The 23,001-nt window shown below is 37.5% G+C and carries 22 protein-coding genes; 6 read left to right on the forward strand and 16 right to left on the reverse strand.

Annotated elements, in window-relative coordinates; translation table 11 throughout:
- Window positions 1–43: 43 nt before the first annotated feature.
- The 3 genes from F886_RS11860 (at window position 44) to F886_RS11870 (ending at window position 2,355) form a co-directional block, all read left to right on the forward strand.
- Window positions 44–886, forward strand: coding sequence for a PAAR domain-containing protein (locus F886_RS11860; RefSeq protein ID WP_034591132.1), 843 nt, complete (start codon window positions 44–46; stop codon window positions 884–886).
- The gene (locus tag F886_RS11865; RefSeq protein ID WP_005305431.1) at window positions 883–1,527 is read left to right on the forward strand and encodes a tetratricopeptide repeat protein; all 645 of its coding nucleotides are present in this window, start codon (window positions 883–885) and stop codon (window positions 1,525–1,527) included. Before F886_RS11860 ends, F886_RS11865 begins: the two co-directional genes overlap by 4 nt.
- Before the next feature lie 153 nt (window positions 1,528–1,680).
- Window positions 1,681–2,355, forward strand: coding sequence for a hypothetical protein (locus tag F886_RS11870; protein ID WP_005305433.1), 675 nt, complete (start codon window positions 1,681–1,683; stop codon window positions 2,353–2,355).
- A 111-nt stretch (window positions 2,356–2,466) separates the two neighbouring features.
- On the opposite strand, the gene F886_RS11875 is transcribed toward F886_RS11870, so the two are convergent.
- Both F886_RS11875 and F886_RS11880 read right to left on the reverse strand, forming a co-directional pair.
- A complete protein-coding gene (locus F886_RS11875; protein ID WP_005305436.1) occupies window positions 2,467–2,985 on the reverse strand; it encodes a GNAT family N-acetyltransferase in 519 nt (172 codons plus the stop codon).
- Between the two features lie 87 nt (window positions 2,986–3,072).
- Complete coding sequence (locus F886_RS11880) at window positions 3,073–3,633, reverse strand: TetR/AcrR family transcriptional regulator (RefSeq protein WP_005305439.1); 561 nt, start codon at window positions 3,631–3,633, stop codon at window positions 3,073–3,075.
- Window positions 3,634–3,731: 98 nt separating this feature from the next.
- Between F886_RS11880 and F886_RS11885 the strand changes: the two genes are divergently transcribed.
- The gene (locus F886_RS11885) at window positions 3,732–4,262 is read left to right on the forward strand and encodes a dihydrofolate reductase family protein (protein ID WP_005305442.1); all 531 of its coding nucleotides are present in this window, start codon (window positions 3,732–3,734) and stop codon (window positions 4,260–4,262) included.
- A gap of 111 nt (window positions 4,263–4,373) precedes the next feature.
- Here F886_RS11885 and F886_RS11890 read toward each other — a convergent pair whose 3' ends face one another.
- Entirely contained in the window at window positions 4,374–4,922 is a 549-nt protein-coding gene (locus F886_RS11890) for a TetR/AcrR family transcriptional regulator (protein WP_005305444.1), read from the reverse strand.
- A 1,347-nt stretch (window positions 4,923–6,269) separates the two neighbouring features.
- Here F886_RS11890 and F886_RS11895 point away from each other — a divergent pair.
- Together F886_RS11895 and F886_RS11900 are read left to right on the forward strand one after the other, a co-directional pair.
- Window positions 6,270–6,746 (forward strand): hypothetical protein, encoded by a 477-nt coding sequence (locus F886_RS11895; protein ID WP_005305446.1) that lies wholly within the window; start codon window positions 6,270–6,272, stop codon window positions 6,744–6,746.
- A gap of 150 nt (window positions 6,747–6,896) precedes the next feature.
- A complete protein-coding gene (locus F886_RS11900) occupies window positions 6,897–7,337 on the forward strand; it encodes an HD domain-containing protein (RefSeq protein ID WP_005305449.1) in 441 nt (146 codons plus the stop codon).
- A 34-nt stretch (window positions 7,338–7,371) separates the two neighbouring features.
- Here F886_RS11900 and F886_RS11905 read toward each other — a convergent pair whose 3' ends face one another.
- From F886_RS11905 to F886_RS11970, 13 genes are all read right to left on the reverse strand, one after another.
- Complete coding sequence (locus F886_RS11905) at window positions 7,372–8,016, reverse strand: hypothetical protein (RefSeq protein WP_005305451.1); 645 nt, start codon at window positions 8,014–8,016, stop codon at window positions 7,372–7,374.
- Window positions 8,017–8,027: 11 nt separating this feature from the next.
- Window positions 8,028–8,999, reverse strand: a complete 972-nt coding sequence (gene surE / locus F886_RS11910; protein WP_081402171.1) for a 5'/3'-nucleotidase SurE — start codon at window positions 8,997–8,999, stop codon at window positions 8,028–8,030.
- Window positions 9,000–9,231: 232 nt separating this feature from the next.
- Entirely contained in the window at window positions 9,232–10,395 is a 1,164-nt protein-coding gene (locus F886_RS11915; RefSeq protein WP_005305457.1) for a hypothetical protein, read from the reverse strand.
- Window positions 10,388–11,716 (reverse strand): TolC family protein, encoded by a 1,329-nt coding sequence (locus F886_RS11920; protein WP_005305460.1) that lies wholly within the window; start codon window positions 11,714–11,716, stop codon window positions 10,388–10,390. Before F886_RS11920 ends, F886_RS11915 begins: the two co-directional genes overlap by 8 nt.
- On the reverse strand, window positions 11,713–13,299 hold the full coding sequence (locus F886_RS11925) for a GH3 family acyl-acid amido synthetase (RefSeq protein WP_005305463.1): 1,587 nt from the start codon (window positions 13,297–13,299) through the stop codon (window positions 11,713–11,715). Before F886_RS11925 ends, F886_RS11920 begins: the two co-directional genes overlap by 4 nt.
- Window positions 13,296–14,084 (reverse strand): hypothetical protein, encoded by a 789-nt coding sequence (locus tag F886_RS11930; protein ID WP_171067778.1) that lies wholly within the window; start codon window positions 14,082–14,084, stop codon window positions 13,296–13,298. The genes F886_RS11925 and F886_RS11930 overlap by 4 nt, the downstream gene beginning before the upstream one ends.
- 188 nt (window positions 14,085–14,272) lie before the next feature.
- Entirely contained in the window at window positions 14,273–15,820 is a 1,548-nt protein-coding gene (locus F886_RS11935; protein WP_005305469.1) for a DHA2 family efflux MFS transporter permease subunit, read from the reverse strand.
- A 24-nt stretch (window positions 15,821–15,844) separates the two neighbouring features.
- Complete coding sequence (locus F886_RS11940) at window positions 15,845–16,906, reverse strand: HlyD family secretion protein (protein ID WP_005305472.1); 1,062 nt, start codon at window positions 16,904–16,906, stop codon at window positions 15,845–15,847.
- Window positions 16,907–17,604: 698 nt separating this feature from the next.
- Entirely contained in the window at window positions 17,605–19,065 is a 1,461-nt protein-coding gene (gene iaaH, locus F886_RS11945) for an indoleacetamide hydrolase (protein ID WP_005305475.1), read from the reverse strand.
- Window positions 19,066–19,156: 91 nt separating this feature from the next.
- The gene (locus F886_RS11950) at window positions 19,157–19,876 is read right to left on the reverse strand and encodes a response regulator transcription factor (protein ID WP_005305480.1); all 720 of its coding nucleotides are present in this window, start codon (window positions 19,874–19,876) and stop codon (window positions 19,157–19,159) included.
- 78 nt (window positions 19,877–19,954) lie between these two features.
- Window positions 19,955–20,290 (reverse strand): hypothetical protein, encoded by a 336-nt coding sequence (locus tag F886_RS11955; RefSeq protein ID WP_034591135.1) that lies wholly within the window; start codon window positions 20,288–20,290, stop codon window positions 19,955–19,957.
- 122 nt (window positions 20,291–20,412) lie between these two features.
- On the reverse strand, window positions 20,413–20,874 hold the full coding sequence (locus F886_RS11960) for a hypothetical protein (RefSeq protein ID WP_005305486.1): 462 nt from the start codon (window positions 20,872–20,874) through the stop codon (window positions 20,413–20,415).
- Window positions 20,875–21,537: 663 nt separating this feature from the next.
- A complete protein-coding gene (locus tag F886_RS11970; protein WP_005305489.1) occupies window positions 21,538–22,932 on the reverse strand; it encodes a methylenetetrahydrofolate reductase C-terminal domain-containing protein in 1,395 nt (464 codons plus the stop codon).
- Window positions 22,933–23,001 lie beyond the last annotated feature (69 nt).

The following is a 23,001-nucleotide window of genomic DNA, read 5'->3' on the forward strand; positions in this document are numbered from 1 at the left end:
TTGCTATCATTCCGCCACTTCAAGAAAATCAGAAGGAAAAGTTTTGGCAACCCCATATATAACTATAGGCTGCCCCACTACTGGAGGCGGCCAAGTAATCTCAGGGAACAGTATGTTCCTAATTGACGGTATTGCCGTTGCTTGTGTCGGTGATAAAGCTACATGCCCAACACATAAAGTCGTTGCAACAATTGTGTCTGGCGATCCATGTATGCAGATTTTTGGCAAAGCTGCTGCTCGAGTTAATGACTCACTTTCTTGTGGCTGTAAACTTTTACCCCAACAAAATTTAGTTGTTCAAGATAATGGCGGAGGCGCTCCATCTTCTGCAGCTAAATCCTCACCAGCTCCAATGTCTCAAAAGCAACCTACAACTGATAGCTTTGTGAAAGATGAGTACGAAAATTACTACATTGAGAATAAGAAGACTGAGATTGTCGAATTTAAAAATCTTCTATTGCCGTATGACCAAGATAAAGCAAGTGTATTTGGTATTATGATGCAAGCGATGTCAGGCGCATGTTCTTTTGAAGTCTCATATAAAATTGAAAAAAGAAAGTTATTTGTAAGTGCAACATTAATTCCTCCTTCGTTAAAAAATGATGCAAAACTCTTTACGAGTGGAACTTTGCGCCTATTTAAAAAGGATCAACAAATTGGCGGCCCAATTATGCTTAAAGTTGGCCCAGGGTTTTGGAATACAGAAAATGATAGACAACCTGTTGGAAGTTGCGAAATCACACTTCCTGAACCAGACTTACAACCCATAAAGGTTAAGTTAGAAATGGGCTTTGAAGGACAGTTTGATAACGGGAAAGTTGTTCCAAATCCACCCTATAAAACCTATACATTCACAATAACCTCAGCATCAAGACGTAAAGCATGAAGAACATTTTATTACTTTCCATTATTTGTACTGCGGCATTTACTAGCGCTTGTAGTAACGCTACCGACTCAGCAAAAGATGTGAAAAAAGAGCCACAAGAGAAAGTGATCAAGAAGGTTTCTGCTGAAGATCAGAAAATCATTGATAAGTATGAAAGTTATTTCAAATACTACCGTGAGGGTAACTTTGAAGAGTTTCAAAATAAGATGAGGGAAGTATTGCCTGAAGTCAGTAAAATCTCGGATAAAAACAAACGCGAATTTATGCAGATGAACATCTACATGACCTTGCAAGATTATGATGAAGCTCTTGCATTAAATGCTAAACAAATTAAAGAACGCCCTGAAAATCCTGCTCTATATATATCTAAGTGCCAGATTATTACGATGCAGCAAGAAGATAAGCATTTGATTACGCAATGCTTTGATGATGCAGCATACATTTTAAAAGCACAGTTAGATAAGCCAGAAAATAAGACAGATCCTGATTATAAGCAAGGTGAATTTACCTATTTACTAGCCAAGTACAAAGGCGGACACCCAGAGTACAAAGAGAAAATGCAAAAGTACATTGATGGAACTCAAGATGAAAAACTAAAGACTTCGTTTAAAACTATTTACGAAGTTGAAGTAGGTAATTAATTAAAAAGCCCTGATTCCTCGGGGCTTTTTTCTAAAGTGCTCTAACGCAGATAGATACATTCACATTGCTATTGATCGTATGAGCTGTGCATCCTGATATAGGAATGTGCGGCAATACTAAAAATTCCGTGGCTCGTCAGGTATAAAAAAATTATGAATAAACTATTAACGATCCTATTATTAAGTGCCGCGGTTGCTGCGTGTAATAATCCTAATAGTGCAACCAAAATCACCCAAGTGCAGAGTGAACAATCTAATAACCAAAATGAAGCATTAAAGCCACTTGTGGCAGAGTTCAATGAAATTATGAACTCTCTTCAGACAGAAGCTGACATTACATCCACACAAGCAAAGTTGGAAAAACTTTTAAAGAAATTTCCAAATAACAATGTTTCAAGCATACAAGTGCAAAAGTTGAAATTAAAAGTACTACTGCAACTAGGTTATTTAAATGAAGCCAATATTTTGGCAACAAAAATTCTCGCTTTAGATAGCACGGCAAGCATTCAAGAAACTCTGTGTCTAATTCAAAGAAAATTGCAAAAGCCAGAAAACCAAATTAATAGCTGTTATGAAAAAGCGGCTAAGCTATATCAGGCACAATACGAAAAATTAAGTAATGATAATCCACAAAAGCAATATGCTCTCTGGTCAAGTTATGCTGCCATGTACCAAGCTGGTCATACTGAATATAAGCAAAAGTTGAAAGCTATTGTTAATGCTCAAACCACTGAAGATGAGAAACATACTTTCAATACTATGTATGAAAACGTAGTGGACCCAGCTGTTATTAAAGAAATTCTTGAATCTATGCCATATAAGAAATAACCTGATTGAAGATTATTTCTTATATGGATATGTATTGAATAGCCCTAATGATTTAGGGCCTTTTTATAGTGCTTTAACGTAAATAGAAACATCTGGAAGTTATTTCTAGTTTCAAACAAGCTTCTTATAATAAATAGCTGTACCGTCGAAGTTCCCATTTGAACTTAATGCGAAACTTGGGATTACGCCCACTCGAACAAATCCAATTTTGCTATATAACAGCTCGGACACATCGCCCTCACGTGTATCTAAGACAAGTAAACGTAGACCCTTTTCTCTTGAAAAATTTTCTAGTTCTTTCAGTAGTAACGTTGCTATTCCTTGTTTTCTTGCTGACGTTAGAACCATGAGTTTTTCAACTTCGGCTCTATGAACTCCGTTCTTTTTACTTACTAAGGATAATTGAACACTACCAACAACCTTTCCTTGTTGAATGGCAATCCATAGACGGCTATTACCTTGTGCTAATTTATGGTTGACCTCACGCCAATAATTTAAGACCTCGTTCTTTTCTACAGGAACTAAGAAACCTATTGAAGCTCCACTATTGATAGAATCTTCTAACAATAGTGATAAGCCTTCTTCATAATCAGCAATTTCATTTATTTCTAAAATTTCAATATCTTTCATATTTTTTCTCAAATATTTCAACTTAACCTTTTAGTAAATGCATATGCGGCGCAAAAATTATCAGCTTCACCACCAGAGCATATGTTTTTAGATCTTGACTAGAATACGTTGAATTAGCGATAGCGGTCCTCTGATATCTTCTATCAATAAATGCTCTTTTGATTGGTTACATTTCATGGCCAAAGCAAATCCATGTAAATAATCAACCAGTAAATTTAAACTCTGCGTCTCGATTTGATCACCTAAATTTAGATCAGAAATAATTTTTAGATATCGACTTCGAAAAACTGTGGCAGGACCTGTCGATGTCATTCCTAATAACGTTTCTAACAAACCTGGATATTGTTTCAATAAGATTAGATAACTAAAACAAAGTTGCTCAAGCTCACCTTCCCAACCTCCTCTATTTGATGGACTATATACTTCATTGACTAAAGATATAGTTACAGCTTCAAGTAAGTCCTCTTTATTTTTAAAATAATAATACATAGCCATCGCATCTACCTGAAGAGCTAAAGCCAATTGCCTAATACTTGGTGTTTTACCGTCCTCTAACATAAGAGCTTTGGCAGTAGTTATGATCACATCTTTATCTAAACTATCTTTACCTCTGATTGGACGACCTCTTTTTTTATCCTTGACATCCATTCTAAATCCTCACTAAAATAAATAAATTCTACATTGTAGAATTTATTTTATTGGTTTTCACCTAGTTTGCCAATAGACAATAGAACAAGGAAAAATTCATGAGTAATATCGTATACATAGCAACAAGCTTAGATGGCTATATCGCAGACAAAAACCATCAACTTGATTGGTTGCATGAGGCAGCACCATCAGGTCAATCAGATTTTGGTTTTTCAGAGTTTTTGCAAAGAATTGATGCAATTATTATGGGGAGAAATACATTAGAGACCATTTTAAGTTTTGGTTGTGAGTGGCCTTATCAAAAACCTGTCTTTATTTTAAGTAATACCCTAACAGATGTTCCTTCTACTCTACAGGGCAAAGTTTTTCTTGAAAAAGGTAAGCTGCAAGATATAGTTGGCCGCTTAAATAAAAATGGATATAACAATCTCTATATTGATGGTGGCATCACAATTCAAAGCTTTCTGAAAGAGGACATGATCGATGAAATGATCATTTCGACAATACCGACTTTACTTGGCGGTGGCATACATTTGTTCAGTGATTTAAAAAATCCTTTAAAGTTTAAATATTTAAAAAGTGAAATTTATCTTGATACAATTGTTAAAAATTATTATGTACGTGAGTAAATAGCTAAAACAACTAATTATTGATCTGGGATACGGCGCCACAAACACGACTCAGCTACAGTTCTAAAGATAAAGTTAATACGCTGGCTGCCAAGTAATATGTGAGCGAAATCACCCCATTCCCCTTAAAAACACCTCAACCACTCTCCCATCAACTTCACCCAAACTTAAACGCTGAATGACGGCGCCTTCGATTAAATATAAAAATAGTTTGGCGTCGGTAAAGGAATTATCGGCGTTAAGTGCTCTAAGCAGGCTATATATTTCGTTGGTGAGCCATGTTCTATATCGCACGGCGGTTTGATAGGCTTTTGGATGAGTCAGTTTTGTTTCAAAAGTGGCTTTAAATAATAAGTAATACAGCCCGTCTAGGTCTGCATGTAAAAGATAAAGCTTTTTGAGTTTATCGGCTGCGTTTGTGTCACGTTCGTATTCGACTGTTGAAATCACTTTTTCTTTTAAACGCTCTTTTTGCACAATCAGGCAGATTTCAATCAACCGTTCTTTTGAGTGAAAGTAGTTATAAAAAGTCGCTTTGGTAACTTCACACTCTTTCACAAGTCTGTCGATGCCGACCAGATGAAATCCGTTGTAGTGAAATAACTCAATTGATTTATTTACGACTTGTAATGCACGTGTTGGGAGAACTAAATGTGGCATAGTTTTACCGTTATAAAAAATTATTGTTGTATATAAATGAGATATAAAAAGGCATAGCAAAGCCGTAAAGACTGTGCACAGCACATCTCAAGTTTTAATTGTCTAAGTTTTAAGTAATAACGAGCTAAAGCCTGAAAAAGCCTTACGGCGATCAAGCTGCTTTAATGGTTTTAAGCTGTGTCGTTATAGCTTTTGGCAAAGGCTGCCAAGAAATGATGAATGTACAAAGCCAACTCCTTATATATGGAGTTCTGCCAAGACATTAGAATTATGGTGGCAGAACGAAAGGGGTTCGCAGACTGGCTTCAAGACCCAGCACACCCGAAGGTGTCCCCCTCCGTTCCGCCATAGAGGGGGCACGAGGGTATACACACTAAAAGAATAATCTTTTAATGCTCTTGAAGAACGGTCTGCGACAACCGACTGGCAATGTAGGCCAGCCCGCAAATGGTAATCTTCAATATTTGAGGTGTCAATGTGAAATTGGCTAGAAATTATTTAAATAGTTATTATTTTTCATTTAATTAGATAATTAAGGAAATTCTTAAGTAATATTTACCATCCACTTTTATATCATTAAGTTAAAGTTCAAAATCATTAAAACTAAACGTCTAGTTTGGCTTAAATTTTGAGCATCTATTTTCTTTTATGAGTTTATAAAAGCAAGTAAAAGATAATCTGCACTATTTAAAGGATCTACAATCACCTTTTATATATTAATAACGTAATTAATAAAATTTTAAAATTAATGGATTTTATTTTCATAGCACTAATATTTATAAATATTTCTATCCAAATAATTATTATATATAAAATATCTATTATTTTTAATGATTAATATTTATTGTAAAACCACCCAATTAAAACCTATAAAAATTTTAAATTAAAATATTAATACAACTTAATAATAACACCACAAATTTAATCAAGCTAAAATATAATATTCCATATCAACAATTTCAATTATTTACAGTGAAAATCAAACAATAAAGTTATTTTCATTTAGTGCTTTAATTATCAATATTGGTCATATTTTAATTAAAAATTATCTTTCTTTTTAAAAAATAAAACCATTTCCACATCTAAAAGCAACATAGTGAAAAAATCCAAATAAAATATAATTTGTATCAAAAACGATTTAATTTTGAATAAATATAATATTAACAACCCATCTCAAATGATATTTTAATAAAGATGAAATATAAATCTAAGGCATATAAATAAATCATACTTTAAACGCTTTATAACCAATGGTATTTAAAATACCAGACAAGCATCCAGCGCGATTACTTTTATAAACAATAAAATAAAGCGACTGGATAAAACATAATTTAAGAGGATTTAATCATGTCAACTTCATCCAACACTGTTGTTATTACCGATGATACTGGGCTATTAACCAATATCACATATATTGATAATTCTGTTGTATATACAGATGGCGAAACCTGTGATCCGCCACCCTCCATTACTAAAAAAGGGAATGTCTGGACTATCACTTTAGACTGTGACCGTAGCGGCTCTTCGCAGGTTGCTGATAGTTATGTTGAACTATTACAAAAAGGTAGTCACATGTTTGCTGATAGTCAGAGTAGTGGCGACACCCCTAGCAAGCTTAACTTCTACTTTGGCGTTAATTTACAAACTTCGTCGGCTTCCATTCCCGTATATCTCGCTCAAGGTCACTATGTTGGACATAACAATTGGTGGTTTGGTAGCTTAGCCGTAACCAATATTGGTGGAAATAAACCTGTTCTATTAATCAATGGTACGAACGTCGCTTTAACTGGCGGTAATAGCTCATTCAATTTATCAAATATTTAAAACTTATGAATTTATTTAAAAATGAGCAGTCTCATTTCGAGGCTGCTTTTTATATATGCCTAATTTAAGTATTCAGTATAAAATTATGACTTAAGCGACCAATCTCACAAATTAGGCCGTGTCATATACTTAAAGCGATAAGAGCAAAAAATGACTCAAAATCCAGTTGAACTAGCCGAGAAATTGTCAAAAGAATCGCATCAAGGTCAAAAGTATGGTCCTCATGATTACTTTGATTACCATATTAAAGGTGTGGTCAATTCATTAATTGAGCACCGATTTTCACAAGTCTATATTATTACAGCCCTTCTACACGATAGCGTTGAAGACACACCTCTTACCCTAGACAAAATCGAAAGTTTATTTGGAAAAGAAGTCCGTGATGCCGTTGATGCATTAACTAAACGGGAAACTGAAACACGCGAAGAATATTTAATTCGTTGTAGTTCGAATCCGATCGCTCGAGTTGTGAAACTTCATGACGCAGCCTTTAATGCGCATAACTCACATAAGGACAATAATCACTCACGTGTAGATTATTACCTTCAAACCCTGTTAATTGTTTCAACGGCGCAAGATAGGTTGGAATGAAAAGACAACGAAATGAATCCGTTGCCTTTTAGTTTTAAGATTGTGCAAATGCCCAAATGTTTTTTGATGCAACTGTGTCAGATACGAGTCTAAAACTCATAGGTTCTAAATCTTCATCTACCACAACATAGCCTTTCGAGTTATTTTTTAGCGCATCACACTTGTTATCGGTCAGTTGATAGTTTGCGGTATTCGCTAATGCATTTTCAGTAATAACACCTGTAAACACACAATTTGGGTCTTTTGAGACAATTTTGCCTTGTGCATTCACCTCGGCATTTACCGTTGTTCCATCTGAAAAAGATAAATCATAATTGCCGACCAATTGATTCAGCGTAATTTTCTGATCATCAATTTTTTCATAATGTGCTAATTCAACTGTCAGCGCTTGGTTAGACTGGTTGCTCTGCCAAGCTTTGGTTTTTGTGTCGTAGCTCATCACAACCTTGGCACGGTTTTCGTCATCATCTAAAACCAATAACTTAGAACCATCTGCGCCAGAATAGTATTTACCCGCCATTGGTAACTCTTCATTAGTTTCAGTACTAATAATATAAGTACCGACGTCTAAGCTCGGAGCTAAGGCAGGTTTTTCAGTCGAGACTTGGTCATCATGATCATTGTCATTACAAGCCGCCAAGCCAAGCCCAAGGAGTAAAACCAACAAACAACGTTTCATGGTCTTCTCCCTTACTTGTTAAATAGGCTTTTTAAACGAATTTTGAGCCATTCTTGAGCTGCAGGTCGCTGATCGTAAGCCACTTGCATTGCAGTCACAGCAATTTTGCTTTGCATTACGGCGCTTTCATCCGACATTTGAGCGGCTGTTGGAGCCGATGGTGCCGCGTCTATTCCTAGGCCAAATTGGTTATTGCCTTTATTGTCTTTAGTCACTTGGAATTTCAGTTTATATAGGTCATAAGTTCCAATTTTTGAAAAAGCAAACGGTGTGCTGGTTGTTAAATTTTTAGGGAAATTAACATTTAGCGTGATGCCTTTTGGCAACAATTGGCCTTTGCCTGCCTTAGCTTGTAATTCTTTTAATAACACTACGGTTTGTTTTGCCACAATCGCAGAGTTAGGGTTGTTTAACGTTTTATCATCTACCGTGTTTGTATCGGCACTTAAGGCAATAGATGGAATGCCACGTCCTGCCGAAAACTGTACATTGCCAATCGTGCCAGAGTGTACAACGACTTTTCCGACATTTTGTCCTTCATTCGGGCCAGATAAAACTAAGTCTGGTGCTTTACCCCAGCGTTTTGGTGCAACCACATCCAGTCCATAAACGGTTGCCATCACTGGTGTGCCATGCGTGTAATTCCAGTCGCCATTGGTATAACCCGCTTTGGTAAAGGTTCCAGCAGCAGGTGCGCCAATGGGTGCAGCGCCATTATGACAACCGTTTTCAGCCGCAATTTGCTTATCGTTATCCGCAGTAATCGTCGTTGAGCTGTACATCACAATTGCACCACCGCGACCACTTTGTGGTGAACAAGGTACAGACACAAGCACGTTATGACCATTTGCTTTTAATTCATCATAAAGCGCTTTGACATTGCTGGTTAGACCGTCATCATTAACCAATAAAATATTGAGTGCAAAAGCTGGAGTTGTACACAAAGATAGAATAAAACCGCCCAATAAACTTTTTTTCATCACTTAACTACCATGTTCCTAAATTTCGTTTTGTATAGTAGTTGCGCTATATGTACGTTTAGTGACTAAGCATCAATAAAAATTAAAATACTTTTCCATTAAAAATTAAATAATTATATTATAAATTATTGCTAAGTTTTCTTTTATAAACTGATCTTCAACTTACTCGCTCATATTCAAAATGACAAAACCCACATTCGTGGGCTTCATTCAAAGTATCACTTCAAGCTTTAAATTAAATACGTCCAACCTCTAAATATGGAATCAAGTTTTTATCAAAATGGGGTCTTGGGTCACCTTCATAACTAATAAAACCATGCATTCCTGTTAAACGTTCACCTTTATAAAACTGGTTTAACTGATAGCGCGGGTCTTTGTGTGAAAGCGTAAAGCTCACCACACCAACGCCCTGCTGTTTTGACTTGTTATAGGCATCTTCTAGCATTTTATGATGCAAAGCCAAATCTTCTGGATGGCACATAAGCGTATGTAGCACATGGTACTTGATAGAGTCGCCAAGTTTAGGCAAACGCATACCTTTGGTAATTGGAGTCAGCAAGTTATAAACGGGTCTAAAAATTCCAATGACTGAGCTGTAATGCAAAATTTTAGTTTGCTTAATACTGTGCTGATCCCACAAACCAAATATGCCCACCAGTTTTTCACCCTTAAAATAAAGTGAAAAGTCTGAGAGTTTTATTCCTGAAAAGTACTGATGTCCTTGGGCCAGTTCTTCAAAGTTATAGGCAGGTATAAAGTTATAAAACTCTGCCATGTCGGCAATAAACTGATTCATCGCTTGCACATGCTGAGCTTCAGCAACACATGTACGAATCTCTTGAATGTCACTCTGCCGAGAAGTCTGCTTTAGAAAAGCCGTGACTTTTCTTTTGGCGCCAGTACTCGTCAGACTGAGTGTTTCTATAAGCCCTTCATCATAATAATCGGGCATTCCCGTTTTACCCGTTTGGATGGCAGCGCGTGCGGCATGGTTATCATCAAAAATAATCATTTGGCTATAGTTCGGTTCATGCATGGTCTGTTTTACATGCTTTGCCAAAACCTTCACCAGTGATTTACCACGGTAGTTGTGATCTACCCGCAAATCACCCGCATAGCGTAAGTTTTGAACGTTCCGATCGACATAACATGGGCGGTAACCGTTACTATAACAAGCGACATTTTTTTGGCTCTCGGTATCTTCAATCACAACATGCAGTTTATGACGATAGACAATATCGGAAGCTTGAAAATAACTGGGTTCACGCTGAAAGCTAATTTGTATGCCTTTGGTGGTCATGGGTACGGCGATTAAATCTCGTAAAGCCTGATCATCTGCCAAAGTTGCTTCACGAGTAATCAGGGTATTGTCAGCAAGTGGTGTATTTATTTTATTCATTATTCACCTGTTGTGCGGTCTGTACGGGAACTAAGTTATTTAAACGCCCCATTTGGTCGAGTAACTGATAGACAAACACCACTTCGTCTTGGTCATTCACGGTTTTCTGAGTTTCTGCATCGAGTAACTTTTGCTCAGTATTGAGCAAATCAAATGTGGTTTTGGTGCCGACATCAAACTCTTTACGTGTGTAGACAAAGGCGATAGACGCTGCTTCTATGGCATTTGCCAGCGCTTCTTTATTTTGTCGAATGGTTTGAAGCTGCGCATAGGTCGTACGTGTACGCTTATTTAAATCTAGTTCAAGACTTCGCGTTTTTTGGTTAGCCAAATCGATATCGGCCTGTGCTTTTTTAACGTTGGCACGATTTAAGCCATCGTCATAGAGCGGTACATTAAGCTGCACCCCAACCATGTAGTTATTACTTTCCGAACCAATATAGCTTGCTTCATCTTGCTTTCCGGCTCGGCTGGTGAGCATGACCGTTGGCCAGAGTTCCCGTTTGGTTAGAGCATATTGTTTCTCGGCAGCCTGCTTTTCGTATTTGCTGCGCATTAAAGCTGGATGGTTCTTGGTTTGCGCCAAAATTTCATCTAGGTTAGCCGGAATAACTGGCAGTTGTTTAATGGCGACAAGGTTTTCAGGCGTTACACCCGTTACTTGGTAAAACTGAGCTTCACTTACGGTTAAGTTAGATTGGGCCTGTGTAATATCGGCTTGGCCTTGAGCAACTTGCGCCAAAACCTGAGCCAAGTCCGCACGGGTAATCATTCCCACGTCAAAACGGCGCTTTGACTCATATAAAGACCGTTGCAGATTTGCCATGGTCTTTTGTCTGAGTTCTAAAATGGCTTTCTTTTTTAGTACATCGGTATAGACCATTACGGTATTTAAAATGGTTTCAGATCGTTGATCTGACAAACCTTGGTTTTGTGCAGAAAGCTGACTTTCGGCAATATCTATTCCTAAACGGTGTCGACCAGACGTGTAAATCGGATAATCTGCCTGCAATTGCAAACTTCGTCCTTTACGGTTTCCTTCGGTTGGAAACAGAACGTGTGAAGGTGTATCTATTCTTTCATAGTCCAGTTGCCCGACTAAATTGACTTTAAGTCCATCACGCTGTTTAGCTTGCTCAAGCATAGCGGTGGACTGGTTCACGCTTAAACGACTGACTTCAAGCTGACTTTCATGTCTTAAACTGGCAGACAAAGCCTCATCTAAAGTCATGGCATGTGTGTTCGACACAACCAACACGCCTAGATACAAGGCGTGTCGAAGTGTTAAAAACCGAGTATTAAATGGCTTCATCCCTTTCATAGTTGTTCCAAACTATTGAGGGTGACTTTTTTGAGTGGCTCAGGTTTGATATTGCCTTCGATAATGCCATCAAACATGACCAGTTTCTTGTACGCATTCCACCCATTATTGGCTTGGCGAATCTGAGGCTGGTCGAGCTGCCCTAAGTTTCGAGCAAGTTCGTAATGGAAATTTTGACGCAAAATACTGTCGATATATTCATTGTTAATGCTGTGATGAATTTCACCTTCAAAAAGCACGCAATAAAATGGTTTAACCTGTTGCTGCGTATCAATCGCGAGTAAAGAAATCGCTTTCGATTCGGTTTCATTTAACTGCGACAATAACTGATGAGCTGTTTCAGGCGCGAGTTTTTCACCGACCAGATCTACCCCAAAACGACGACCTTGGAACTCAAAACACGGAATTTGCTCTATAAAGCCTGTTACCCGTAAGCAATCATCCAGACAATAACGAAGTAAGCCATTACCTGAGGTAATCAGCGGGCTCACCACGTCACCTTGTTTAAGTTGCCATGAAGGAATGATTTGACCTTGTTTATCGCCTTCTAAATATTCAAATTCGTAGAAGTGACTTTGATAGGCCAATGGGTATTGGTCATTATAGGGAATGGTCACTACACCTTCCGTCGCCCATAAACCTTTTCCTTCAAACTGAACACTGGGTAACTTCTCTTGTAATTTTTCAGCCCAAGCTTTTGAACCTGCGGTATCCCAACTCGACACTAAACTTAACTTTGGCCAGAGCTTTTTAAAGTCGATCTGTTCGCCGTTTGAACTTGCAATTAAGGCTTGAGCACTTTCAGGACTATGCGGTGCAGTGACTTCTTTTAATGAAGCCTGACGGTTACCCCATGAACCACTTTGTAAAACTTCAATCACATCTTGTTGTAGCAACTCTAAACGTTCGAGCAATTGCAGCGCAAAAGTTGGACTCCACACCGAAATCATAGCTAAGTTACGGTTTGCGACCAAATAGCAAATGGTGGCAAACAGTGCATCATCGGCATTGGCTGCAAATGCGACGTTACTTGGAACTGCTTGAGTAAACTTAGACAAAATTCGCTTACCGACACCGAGTAGCGCACTATCATCATTTAGGTTTTTGTCTTTTAAGACTTCACGCTGGCTTTCAGGCAACCATGACACCGACCAGTAATGTGTACCCGAACTAAGCTGTGGACATTTGCGATATAAACTCGCCATCCACGGCGCAATCGCATGGTCAAGTTCATCTAAAAACAGCTTGGTATATGGAATAAACTTGATTTGTTCACTCGAACCACTGGTCGGCTGAAAACGAACCAGTTTACTGCTAGACAATGACAGCTTTTGATCACGGTAACGTTGTATGTCTTCTCGCCATGCGCCATAACGTGTCGCAGGAAATGCTTTTACAAACTGCTCATAGTTTTGAACTTTTTTATCTTTCGCAAACGTCGAGGTCTGCAAAATCGAATGCAAGATTTGGTGTTGTGTCGCTTCTAAAGCGTTAAACTGTTTTTGGAAATTACGGTCAGATGCATCACACCATTTTTTTAAAATCAGGTGCGAACCCAAAGTTAGCCATTCATTAGATTTCATTGGATGGCCTCTCTACGTTTTGTTTTATGAGTTACGCATGCTTCAAACTTTCCTTTACTGGTCGGTTTAGTCATCAGCTTTACGGGGAAACGGGCTATGTCTTTCCAGCCAAGACGACCAATACATGGCAGTTCTGTGCCTGCTTTCCATGTCGGATTCAACTGCTCAAAGAAATGAATATTTGGGTTCTTTTCTCTCATTTCGGCAGTAATTGGTGCGACCTCACCTTTTAATGGCTGATAGTCATCTCCAAAATTTAAGAGCCCCGCATCTTTGTCATAATATTCGCCAAAGAATTTTTCACAGTAATGCTCGACGACTTCCGAGAGATGCTGGTTTTCATCTTTAATGTTTGGGTAGTACACATAATAGTTATTGGCGAGTAATAAGTAGGTCTTATAGCCTTTAGAAATGAGTAGCCAATAGAGTTCGTTAAATGGATATTTGATTCGAAGCTTGATCATGAGTTTGAGCATGGTACTTTGCAGACTACGCGTGCCCCAAAACTTCTTCAAAATGACCGTATCACCACTAAATAACACGGTGTAGTCTTTACCATTTAAGTAAAAGTGCTGCACAACAACGGTTGAGAACCCCACAATCTCATCTGTTTCCGAGTCAAAAATTAAGATCGCACCACTTTTATTTTTAAAATCATCTACGAAAATAGAAAATCTCGTATTTTCATAATACTGTTCGTAAATGGAATACATCACTTTTAATCGCTCTGTATCGATTTGCTCTTTTTCAAAATATTGACCATAAGTCGTGTTTTTCAGGTTCAATTTTGAAATCAATTTATACGTTGTATTAATCATAATCCTTTAACCTTCCACCTCTAATTTGCGAGTTTTACGATCTCATCTACCGATATAAGAAAACTCATAAAAATGTTCTTTTTCTATCAAGGGATACGTTTTGATATGCCCTATTGTTTTTCATTCTTTGAAAGCTGCCCTTTATTTCTAAATCGCTACATATTCATTTTCTTCCCCCGATCCATAAAGATGGTTAAAAAGGCGGTCACAAACATGATGATTGCGAGCATGCGTAATAAATCATTAAAACTAGATGTAAGCGCTTGAAAATGAATGTCACGATAGATCACGCTGAGCGCAATTTGCTGTGCATTTGAGCCGACTTCCTGATATTGCGCCGTGAGCTGATCAAGTCTTTCTGTAAAGATCCAGTTCTGCGGGGTCATCGACTGATTAATCTGGGTAACATGCAGCGCAGTCAGCCAATCTAATGATGAGTTAATCAGCGCTAGTCCAACCGCTCCACCAATATTGCGCATCAGGTTATAAATACCGCTGGCATCGGCCACTTTACTGAGTGGCAAAGTGCTCATGGCTAAATGTGAAACCACAATCAGGCAGATCATGAGACCAATACCACGGTAAATTTGCGGCCAAAACATAAAGTCGTAATCGCTATGAATGCTGAGGTGCGAATTGAGCCAAACACCAAAGCCAGCCAAAATCATTCCGACAAATACGGTTTTTCGGGTATCAAAATTTGGAATCAGCCACGCAAGGAACGGCGCAAAGCAGAACATGACAATGCCTGTCACCATCATGACGTGACCAATTTGGCTACTGTTCATTTCACGGACTTGCCCAAGAAACACAGGAATCATGTAACCCAAGCCATAGAGCGCCATGCCAATCACAAAAGTCGTGATGGCACTTAAGGTAAAGTTTTTGTTTTTAAATACGGATAAATCGAGCAAAGGTTTAGGCTGAGTAAAACTTCTAGAGAAGAAAATCATGCCGCCCACAACGCAGATCATAAAAGCAATCCGAACCCCTGTATCTGCCAGCCAGTCATGCCTTGCGCCTTCGTCAAGAAAATATTCAAGGCCACCCAAAAACATCGCCATACCAACGAGGCTGAACCAGTCCATACTTTTGATGAGTGAATAGTTCGCACGGTCGATATTTGGACCCGAGTAAATGACCGTAGCAATGATAATGCCCGGAATAATATTAATCAGGAACATCCAGTGCCATGAGAAGTTATTGGTGAGCCAGCCGCCAATGGTTGGGCCAATGGCTGGACCTAAAGTACTGATCATTCCAAACATGACTAACGGCAATGAGCGTTTTGCTTCAGGGAAAAGTAAGTACAATGCGGTCATGGAGGTCGGAATCATGCCGCCGCCCATAAAACCTTGAATACCACGAAAAACCAATAAACTTTCTAAGTTCCATGCCAAGGCACAAAGTAACGAACTGATCGTAAAACCAATTGCACAGATGGTGTAATACACTCGTGTTGAAAGCACCCGCGACACAATACTCGACATTGGAATTGCAATAATCTCGGCAATTAAATAAACCGTTTGCACCCAAGTGACTTCGTAACGACTTGCACTCATTCCAGCTTGAACTTCGTTTAAAGAACTCGCCACAATCTGAATATCAAGAATCGCCATAAAGTTGCCAAAAATCATGGCAGCAAAAATTGCCCATGCCGTCTTTGCGGGAAACATCCACTCAGGCTCAAGGTGCTTATTCATTTTTTATTACCTAAAATTTTATTATTAAGTTCTTAGGTCAACGGTGGCACTGACCGACATTCCAGGTTTTATCAAATCAATATGTGGGCTTGAATCTATGGCAATACGTACAGGAATACGCTGAACAACTTTGTTAAAGTTTCCTGTGGCATTGTCTGGTGGCATGAGTGAGAAAGTTGCGCCTGATGCTGGTGAAAAACTCTCAATTTTTCCGCTATAGGTCAGGCTTGGATAGGCATCAAGTTTGAGTTCAACTTTCTGACCAATATGCATTTTTTCAATTTGAGTTTCTTTGAAATTGGCTTGTACATACAAACTGTTTTCAGGAATGATGGCCATTAAGCGAGTTTGCGGAGAAACACGTGAGCCTTTCTGGATTGCAAGACTACCGATTTTGCCGTCTACAGGACTCACCACTTTTGAGGAAGCCAAATCGACCTGATACAGGTTTAAATTTGCATGAGCACTTTGAATATCTGCTAAAAGCTGTGCTCGACTGGCCTGTAAACTGCCTAACTGAGCTTCTGCTGCATTTACGGCGGCTTGTGCTTTACTGAGCTGTGCTTGAGCGGTTAAATATTGAGACTGAACACCCTCAAAGTTTTGTCGGGTAATCACGCCATCTTTTAATAAGTCTTGATAACGCTCGAACTCTTTTCTCAAACGAGTTAAGTCTGCTTGCGCTGCCACTACACCACTATTTGCTTCGGTAATTGACGACTTAGCAGACTTTTCATTTTGTTGTTGTACACCAAGCGCAGCTTCTTTTAAGCTGACGACAGAACTCGCCTGATCATAACGAGCTTGGTAATCGCGGTGGTCTAATACCGCCAAAGTTTCCCCTTTCTTTACAAACTGATTATCGTTAATTAATAACTCAATCACTTCGCCTGAAATCTTTGGCATGACCCAAGTCACATCGGCTTGCACATAAGCATTATCAGTAGATTGATAAAATCGGTATACAAAAAAATAATATATAATGCCTGCGACTAAAAATAACAGCAGGACACTAAAAACACCCCAAGTTATTTTCTTTCGACTTTGGAAATTAGTGTCAGTTTCTAGCTGAGCTACGTTATCCATATTCATTCCGTTTATTTGTAATATTCGATTTTTTATTTACACCAATAAACTATTAGCGTCTTTTTTACGTAACTTTTCACTTGGTTTATTCAATGAATCGTGACAGCGTAAAATTTGGTGCAAATTATGGTTCTTAAATCGATTAAATATCATTGACCCTTTTGACATATATTTTTTCTATTTACGCCAATACACGGCATGCTATAAAAAATATGTTTAAAAATTATGTAATTTTATATTTTCTAAAAAATTTAATTATAAAAACTTCCTTTAAAAATTAATTTAAACAAATAAAATCAGTAACTTGCAAATATAATTATTTATATAAAAGTGATTAATTGGTAGAAAAATTTATTTCATTAATATTAAAAATTAGCGTTTACTTTGTATAACTTATGTTGATTTAATTAAAGCAATATGTAATTTAAAGAAATTCTTCGAGAATTTTTATAATATTGATAGAAGCATAAAATATAAATATGCAGATTTATCAACCATAGTAAAGCACAGCTTATTAAATATGTATTTTCAATGTATTTATAATTAACCCCCATCAAGTGGAATACCACAAAAAATTTTAGACCAAATCCAACTTATTTTTAAGAAGCCGAGCATCATTCAAAAACAAAATTAATCTAAAAAAGAGTTACTTTTAACTCTTTTTTATTTAGAAAATAGAGAATTATCGGTTTATTTTTTTACTTATTTAAAACCTTAAATATTTCTTCTAAAGTCATCCCAATCGCAAGTATTTCACTATCTTGGTGAGGTAAACCATCAATTTCTAATCCAGCGGGTAGTTTCGATTTCGCTCCCTTTCCAATGGGTAAACTCAGCCCTGGTAATCCGATATTACTGCCGGGGTCCGTATTTCGAATTAGTGTCTGAAAATTTTCAATTGAGCTGACTTGTTCATTTGCCAGCGGTGCAACAATCGGTGATGTTGGCAGTAATAAAGCATGTAAGTTATGCGCTTTAAATGTGTTTTGGTAGAGTTCAAGCAATTGAGGACGAGCTTCACTGATGGCCTTTTCATAGAAAGGTAAAACAGGAACAAGTTGCCCCGTCTGATCTTGAATTAATTGAGGAAGGATATTCTGTTTAAAAATTGCCTGAACATCTGGGCTTGAGATCTGATCAACTATAGTCTCAATGGTCAAATTTACATCATGATGTTTTAAATATTGAATAAAGTCATATTTGCCTTCATAGATGACTACAGGAAAAGAAATAGCGTGATTGAGTTGTTCTAAATTCGGCATATCGACATTAATAATTTCAACTCCTGCTTCTTTTAAAAGACCAAGTGCAATATGCGCCTGCTCACGCACATCTTCATCTAAATGATTCCAAAAATATGGATTGATGCCGAGCCTAATTTGATGAGACTGTAATGGTTCTTTCTTTGGCTCTTGAGTAATAAGCTGATCAATTAAAATAATGTCAGATACTGTGTGTGCAATCGGGCCAGCGGTATCTCGAGTATGTGAAATTGGGGTAATACTGTCTTGTGAGTATCTTCCTACCGTTGGACGAAAGCCGACACAACCATTTAATGCACTTGGCAAACGAATCGAAGCACCCGTATCTGTACCAATCGCAATTGGAACCATGCCCGCTGCAACAGCCACAGCACTACCAGAAGAAGACCCACCAGCAATGTGCAATGGGTTTACAGCATTTCGTGTACCGACAACACCTTCAATGTGCATGGCAGTATTATAGCCTGTGACTCCAAAGGCCAATTCATGCATATTGGTTTTACCAACAATGATCGCGCCGTGATCAATAAGTTTTTGAATAATCGGTGCGGAGCTTTTAGGCTTAAAATCAGCTAAAGCTGGTGTGCCTGCACTATTTGAGAAACCAGCAACATGAATATTATCTTTAACTGCAATTAAAATGCCCATCAAAGCTGGATATGGTTTTCCACTAAGTAGATATTCATCCCAATATTGAGCTTGTTGAATTGCTGAAGCTTTATCTGTGCTAATAAAAGCATTTAAAGACTGTTGTTTTTCAATAGTGTCGAAGTAATGATGCACAAGTTCTTCACAAGATACTTTTCTTTCATGAATCAGTTGAGTGATGACATCTACTGAAGCATTTGCTAAACCCTGTAACTCAGTCCAATTATTCTTTTCAACTGCATTTGACATGATGACTTAAAATCCATTTAAGTTGTGATCTTAAGAACTTAGTACAAATTGCTCATTCATTCGTATCCTCAAAATTGAGGATTGCTTTATTTTAATGTTGAATGATTAAGGCCATTTCAGTGCGATTATTGCAGCCTATTTTTCTCATAGAGTTGTTCAGATGGGTTCTTAATGTGGTAAAACCAATACCAAGTAAATGTGCCACCTCTTTATCACTTAAACCCTTAGATACCAAATGAACCACTTCTTGTTCACGTGGAGTCAGACCATATTGTGTTGATAAATCTAGTGGTAAGGCTTGGGTAAAATAAGGTTCAAGCAGATTTAATATTCTTTTTTCACGCTCGCCAAACATGTCAGCGTCTTGTGCACGCCAAATGCGTAAATCACCAATATCCATACCATTTCGGACAAAATAAATATTTATACCGTGATACAAACCATACGTTTTTAAAAACTCATTGTAATAGCCTGTTTTTTTCAGGTCTTTCAGAGGCATGACCTCGTTTACAAATGTCGGTTTCTGGAGTTTATGAAGCTGTGCAGTAATGGGGTCATCAAATTGCCAAATACACTCATAGTCCTCCATCGCTTTTGGGTCGATTTTCCATATCACACCTTCTCTCGATAAATTATGTGTTGAATCCCAAATATAAGACGCGGCAAAATCAGCCCGTAACAAGATGGCAATATCTGCAATGATATTTTCACGTAAATTATATTGTCCTTTTCCTGAGCCAAGTTTCCATAATATTTCAGAAAACAATGTAAACTCAGAGGGGCTGAAATCCCTTTCTAACAGTGCGGTCATCTTCTACCTATTTAACGAAATCCATCGAATTTTAAGAAGATCGGTTAAGTGCTGATAATCCAGGACCGAATGAGCGCTTTAATAACCTGAGCAAGCTAAATAGTGTTTAGCAGTGAATTCATTCACCTGATCTTTTTTAATTGATGGAACAGTATAAGTTGGCTGAGCATAAGCATCTCTTACTATATCTTTTATTACGTCTCTATCCTTTTTTTCTTTAAATGCTTTATCAACAATTCCCAGTGCTTCAAGAATTGGTGCTCCATTTTGTCTTGTTGTCATGAAAAGCTGAGCCAATTGGGCAATCTGGATGCATTTTTTCTCATGCTCTTCTTCAGTTATTCTTGGAACTGTTCCAGCAAATACGGATTTTGTCATTCCCATTATTAATAGAAATATAATTACTTTATTCATTTAATTACCCATCATTATTAATGGGTAAAATTTACCAGTTCAGAAGGTTAAAAACCACCTTTAAAGTAGTAATTTTTATTAATAAAGACTATTAGTTAACTGATTTAAAAGCATGAAATGTACTATTTGCATTTTTCATTATTCAACAAAATAAGCTTTTCTTTTTTCCCAATTTTATTTATATAAAATATTTCATATTGATGATTATTCACTTTCATATATTTTGGATAAAATACTCCATCGCACCAAATCTGAATACCTTCATCAGTTTTAATAAAATCGATCACTTCATTTTCATCTTCAATTGGTGGTTTCACAAGTACCTTAAGCGTAATTGATGTATAAAATGGACTTGTTGATCCTTCTATAATTTCAATATAATCATTGGCTTTATAAGGAAAAGTACTTTTTGCTCCTTCATTTCCAATTTTAAAAAATTCAATCGCTTGGTCAAGATCTATATATTTAAAGTCTTGTCCAATAATCCCAAGTTTTATAAGTCCGCCATCTGCATCAAAATTATTATTTGCTAACGTACTGTGGCTAATAGCTAATAATAGTAAAGTAATTAAAAATCTAAGCACTTAAACACCCTCTTATTTAAGAGTAATTTAACAAGTGATTAATTATGATTCAATATCAAACTGCTATCTCTAGCGGTTCTGTTTTACTCGAAGTCGCTAGAAGAATTATCAACATCTAATCTAGCACTTATTATTAAATAATACTCGAAATGAATACTTCTCAAGAAAAGCACCTTAGTGTGCTTCTCATATTGCTTGGATTAATTTCCATCCAACACTATCAGTCTGAATCAAAATAATATGCTGATGCATTATTTTCCCTAACTTTTTCCCAAGTTACAGCAAGAGAGTTTGTTCCCAACAATAAAAGCGCTAATGAAGAATGTAAATAAAAAATAAAAATGAAACCCACTCATTGAGTGGGCTTTTTATTACTAACCATTTTGCCTGAGGTGGTTTTGGAACTCTTGGTCGTGTATTTTGTCGTAATTAACCGGGTCGTAAACGCATCCAGTTAAAACAACAATTACAGCAAGTACAGCAACCAACTTTTTCATTGAGACAACTTTCCTTTTAACGCAAAAGATTTGCTTTAAGTATACTCCTCGGTAATCATCTTGATTGAACATAATTAAGCCAAACAATTGTTATTTTTAAATTATTGCCGTGCTTTAGTATATGAATTGGTTTTTAACAAAATCATATCAAGGGGTAATACAAAACTTAAGCCTCAGTCGCTAAATACCAATTTTTCCAAGAACTGGTTCCTCTCGTTTCAATTGCTACTGTGGGAATGAGTTTTTCTTTTAATATTTCAGTTTGTTCAAGAGCTTTAGCAAGTCTTGCTTTGACTGAATGAATGCATTCACGGTCACCAAATTCACAGCGGTCTAAAGTTGTACCGCCACAAGGCCCGTTGGCTAAACCTTTTGGACACGTTTCAGGGCAAATATATAAAGTGTCACCTAAACGACACTGACCACAGTTTTCACAGCCCACTAAGCTATGTTTACTGAGCACTTCTGTTTTAAGTAGGAGTTTGGCGACCAAAGTATTTTCCCAAAATGACGCTTTAAAAATAAAACGTCCAAATCCTTTGGCAATTTTTGATTCAAACATTGCTTCATGCAGAACATGTAACTGACGATATTTAATCATTTGTTTGGAAGTAGGCTGACGCGAAAACCGAGAAATTTCAGGTGAAAACTCTTTGCCTGTCGTGACTTGCCAAAGTGAATTCCAAAGCTCTTCTAAAGCTTTAAGCTCCAAATGTCTGTATTGCTCAATGTAGCTTTCAAGCAGCATTTGCTCTTCTGGCTTATGGCAGGCAGATAAGTGAATTCCTGCAAACCCTAAATGTTTACATATCAAAATCTGTAAAGCACAGCGCAAATAAACTCGGTCTGTATGCCCTGCCTGTTTTTCATCTGCCAAAACTTTTAACATGTGTGGGGTAATTACAATACCAGCAACTTTATGTTTGACCATAAAATTGGCACGACCTAAAGTCAGTGGCATGACACAAGCCAGTATTTGCTGCGAGTAATTGTTCTTAGTTAAAAATGATTTGGCTTGTTTTAAGGCTTCGATGTCATAGCCCAATTGGGTAATGATAAAGTCAGCACCTGCTTTAATCTTCTTATGCAGTTTTAAATACTGTGCGTCACGCTCAGCTTCAACATATTTAAATGGGTTAAAAGCAACCCCAATACGAAACCCGCCATGTTGCTTGGCAGCCATTATGGCGTTTACCGACTCTAGGTATCGGCTACGAGGTTGTCCATCTCGACCATTATGATGTTCTTTGAGTTTATCGCCTGTAAGCAATAACAAGTTTTGAATATTGGCTGCTTGAGCTTGTTGTAAAAAGCGCTCAAAGTCTTGTATATCTCGGGCCTTACCTGAAAAGTGTAAGACTTTATCGATTGAGTTAGGGTAACTTTCGCTGGCTTCAAGTGGCGCGATATCATGATCTGAATGTACGCGATCTGCCAATGTCATTGCAGCTGGATATCCTGCAAACTCATGTTTCACAGGATAAATTTCATGTAGTGAAGTGAGATATTCCACCAACACAAAAAACTGATTTTGTTGGAAGCAGGGAGAAACGTGTGACATAGGCAAAGTGCTGATCAAAACATGACATCAATCATAAGCGCGGCATTATAAATCAAAGCGCATCAAGAT

Origin of the sequence: Acinetobacter sp. NIPH 542, assembly GCF_000369825.1 — a bacterium.
GTDB classification, from domain to species: Bacteria; Pseudomonadota; Gammaproteobacteria; order Pseudomonadales; family Moraxellaceae; genus Acinetobacter; species Acinetobacter oleivorans.

What these genes read in the sequence shown, in the direction of transcription:
- F886_RS11865 (WP_005305431.1), top strand. Translation starts at nt 883, where the DNA reads ATGAAGAACATTTTATTACTTTCCATTATTTGTACTGCGGCATTTACT.
- F886_RS11870 (WP_005305433.1), top strand. Translation starts at nt 1,681, where the DNA reads ATGAATAAACTATTAACGATCCTATTATTAAGTGCCGCGGTTGCTGCG.
- F886_RS11875 (WP_005305436.1), bottom strand. Translation starts at nt 2,985, where the DNA reads ATGAAAGATATTGAAATTTTAGAAATAAATGAAATTGCTGATTATGAA.
- F886_RS11880 (WP_005305439.1), bottom strand. Translation starts at nt 3,633, where the DNA reads ATGGATGTCAAGGATAAAAAAAGAGGTCGTCCAATCAGAGGTAAAGAT.
- F886_RS11885 (WP_005305442.1), top strand. Translation starts at nt 3,732, where the DNA reads ATGAGTAATATCGTATACATAGCAACAAGCTTAGATGGCTATATCGCA.
- F886_RS11890 (WP_005305444.1), bottom strand. Translation starts at nt 4,922, where the DNA reads ATGCCACATTTAGTTCTCCCAACACGTGCATTACAAGTCGTAAATAAA.
- F886_RS11895 (WP_005305446.1), top strand. Translation starts at nt 6,270, where the DNA reads ATGTCAACTTCATCCAACACTGTTGTTATTACCGATGATACTGGGCTA.
- F886_RS11900 (WP_005305449.1), top strand. Translation starts at nt 6,897, where the DNA reads ATGACTCAAAATCCAGTTGAACTAGCCGAGAAATTGTCAAAAGAATCG.
- F886_RS11905 (WP_005305451.1), bottom strand. Translation starts at nt 8,016, where the DNA reads ATGAAACGTTGTTTGTTGGTTTTACTCCTTGGGCTTGGCTTGGCGGCT.
- F886_RS11915 (WP_005305457.1), bottom strand. Translation starts at nt 10,395, where the DNA reads ATGAATAAAATAAATACACCACTTGCTGACAATACCCTGATTACTCGT.
- F886_RS11920 (WP_005305460.1), bottom strand. Translation starts at nt 11,716, where the DNA reads ATGAAAGGGATGAAGCCATTTAATACTCGGTTTTTAACACTTCGACAC.
- F886_RS11925 (WP_005305463.1), bottom strand. Translation starts at nt 13,299, where the DNA reads ATGAAATCTAATGAATGGCTAACTTTGGGTTCGCACCTGATTTTAAAA.
- F886_RS11935 (WP_005305469.1), bottom strand. Translation starts at nt 15,820, where the DNA reads ATGAATAAGCACCTTGAGCCTGAGTGGATGTTTCCCGCAAAGACGGCA.
- F886_RS11940 (WP_005305472.1), bottom strand. Translation starts at nt 16,906, where the DNA reads ATGGATAACGTAGCTCAGCTAGAAACTGACACTAATTTCCAAAGTCGA.
- iaaH (WP_005305475.1), bottom strand. Translation starts at nt 19,065, where the DNA reads ATGTCAAATGCAGTTGAAAAGAATAATTGGACTGAGTTACAGGGTTTA.
- F886_RS11950 (WP_005305480.1), bottom strand. Translation starts at nt 19,876, where the DNA reads ATGACCGCACTGTTAGAAAGGGATTTCAGCCCCTCTGAGTTTACATTG.
- F886_RS11955 (WP_034591135.1), bottom strand. Translation starts at nt 20,290, where the DNA reads ATGAATAAAGTAATTATATTTCTATTAATAATGGGAATGACAAAATCC.
- F886_RS11970 (WP_005305489.1), bottom strand. Translation starts at nt 22,932, where the DNA reads ATGTCACACGTTTCTCCCTGCTTCCAACAAAATCAGTTTTTTGTGTTG.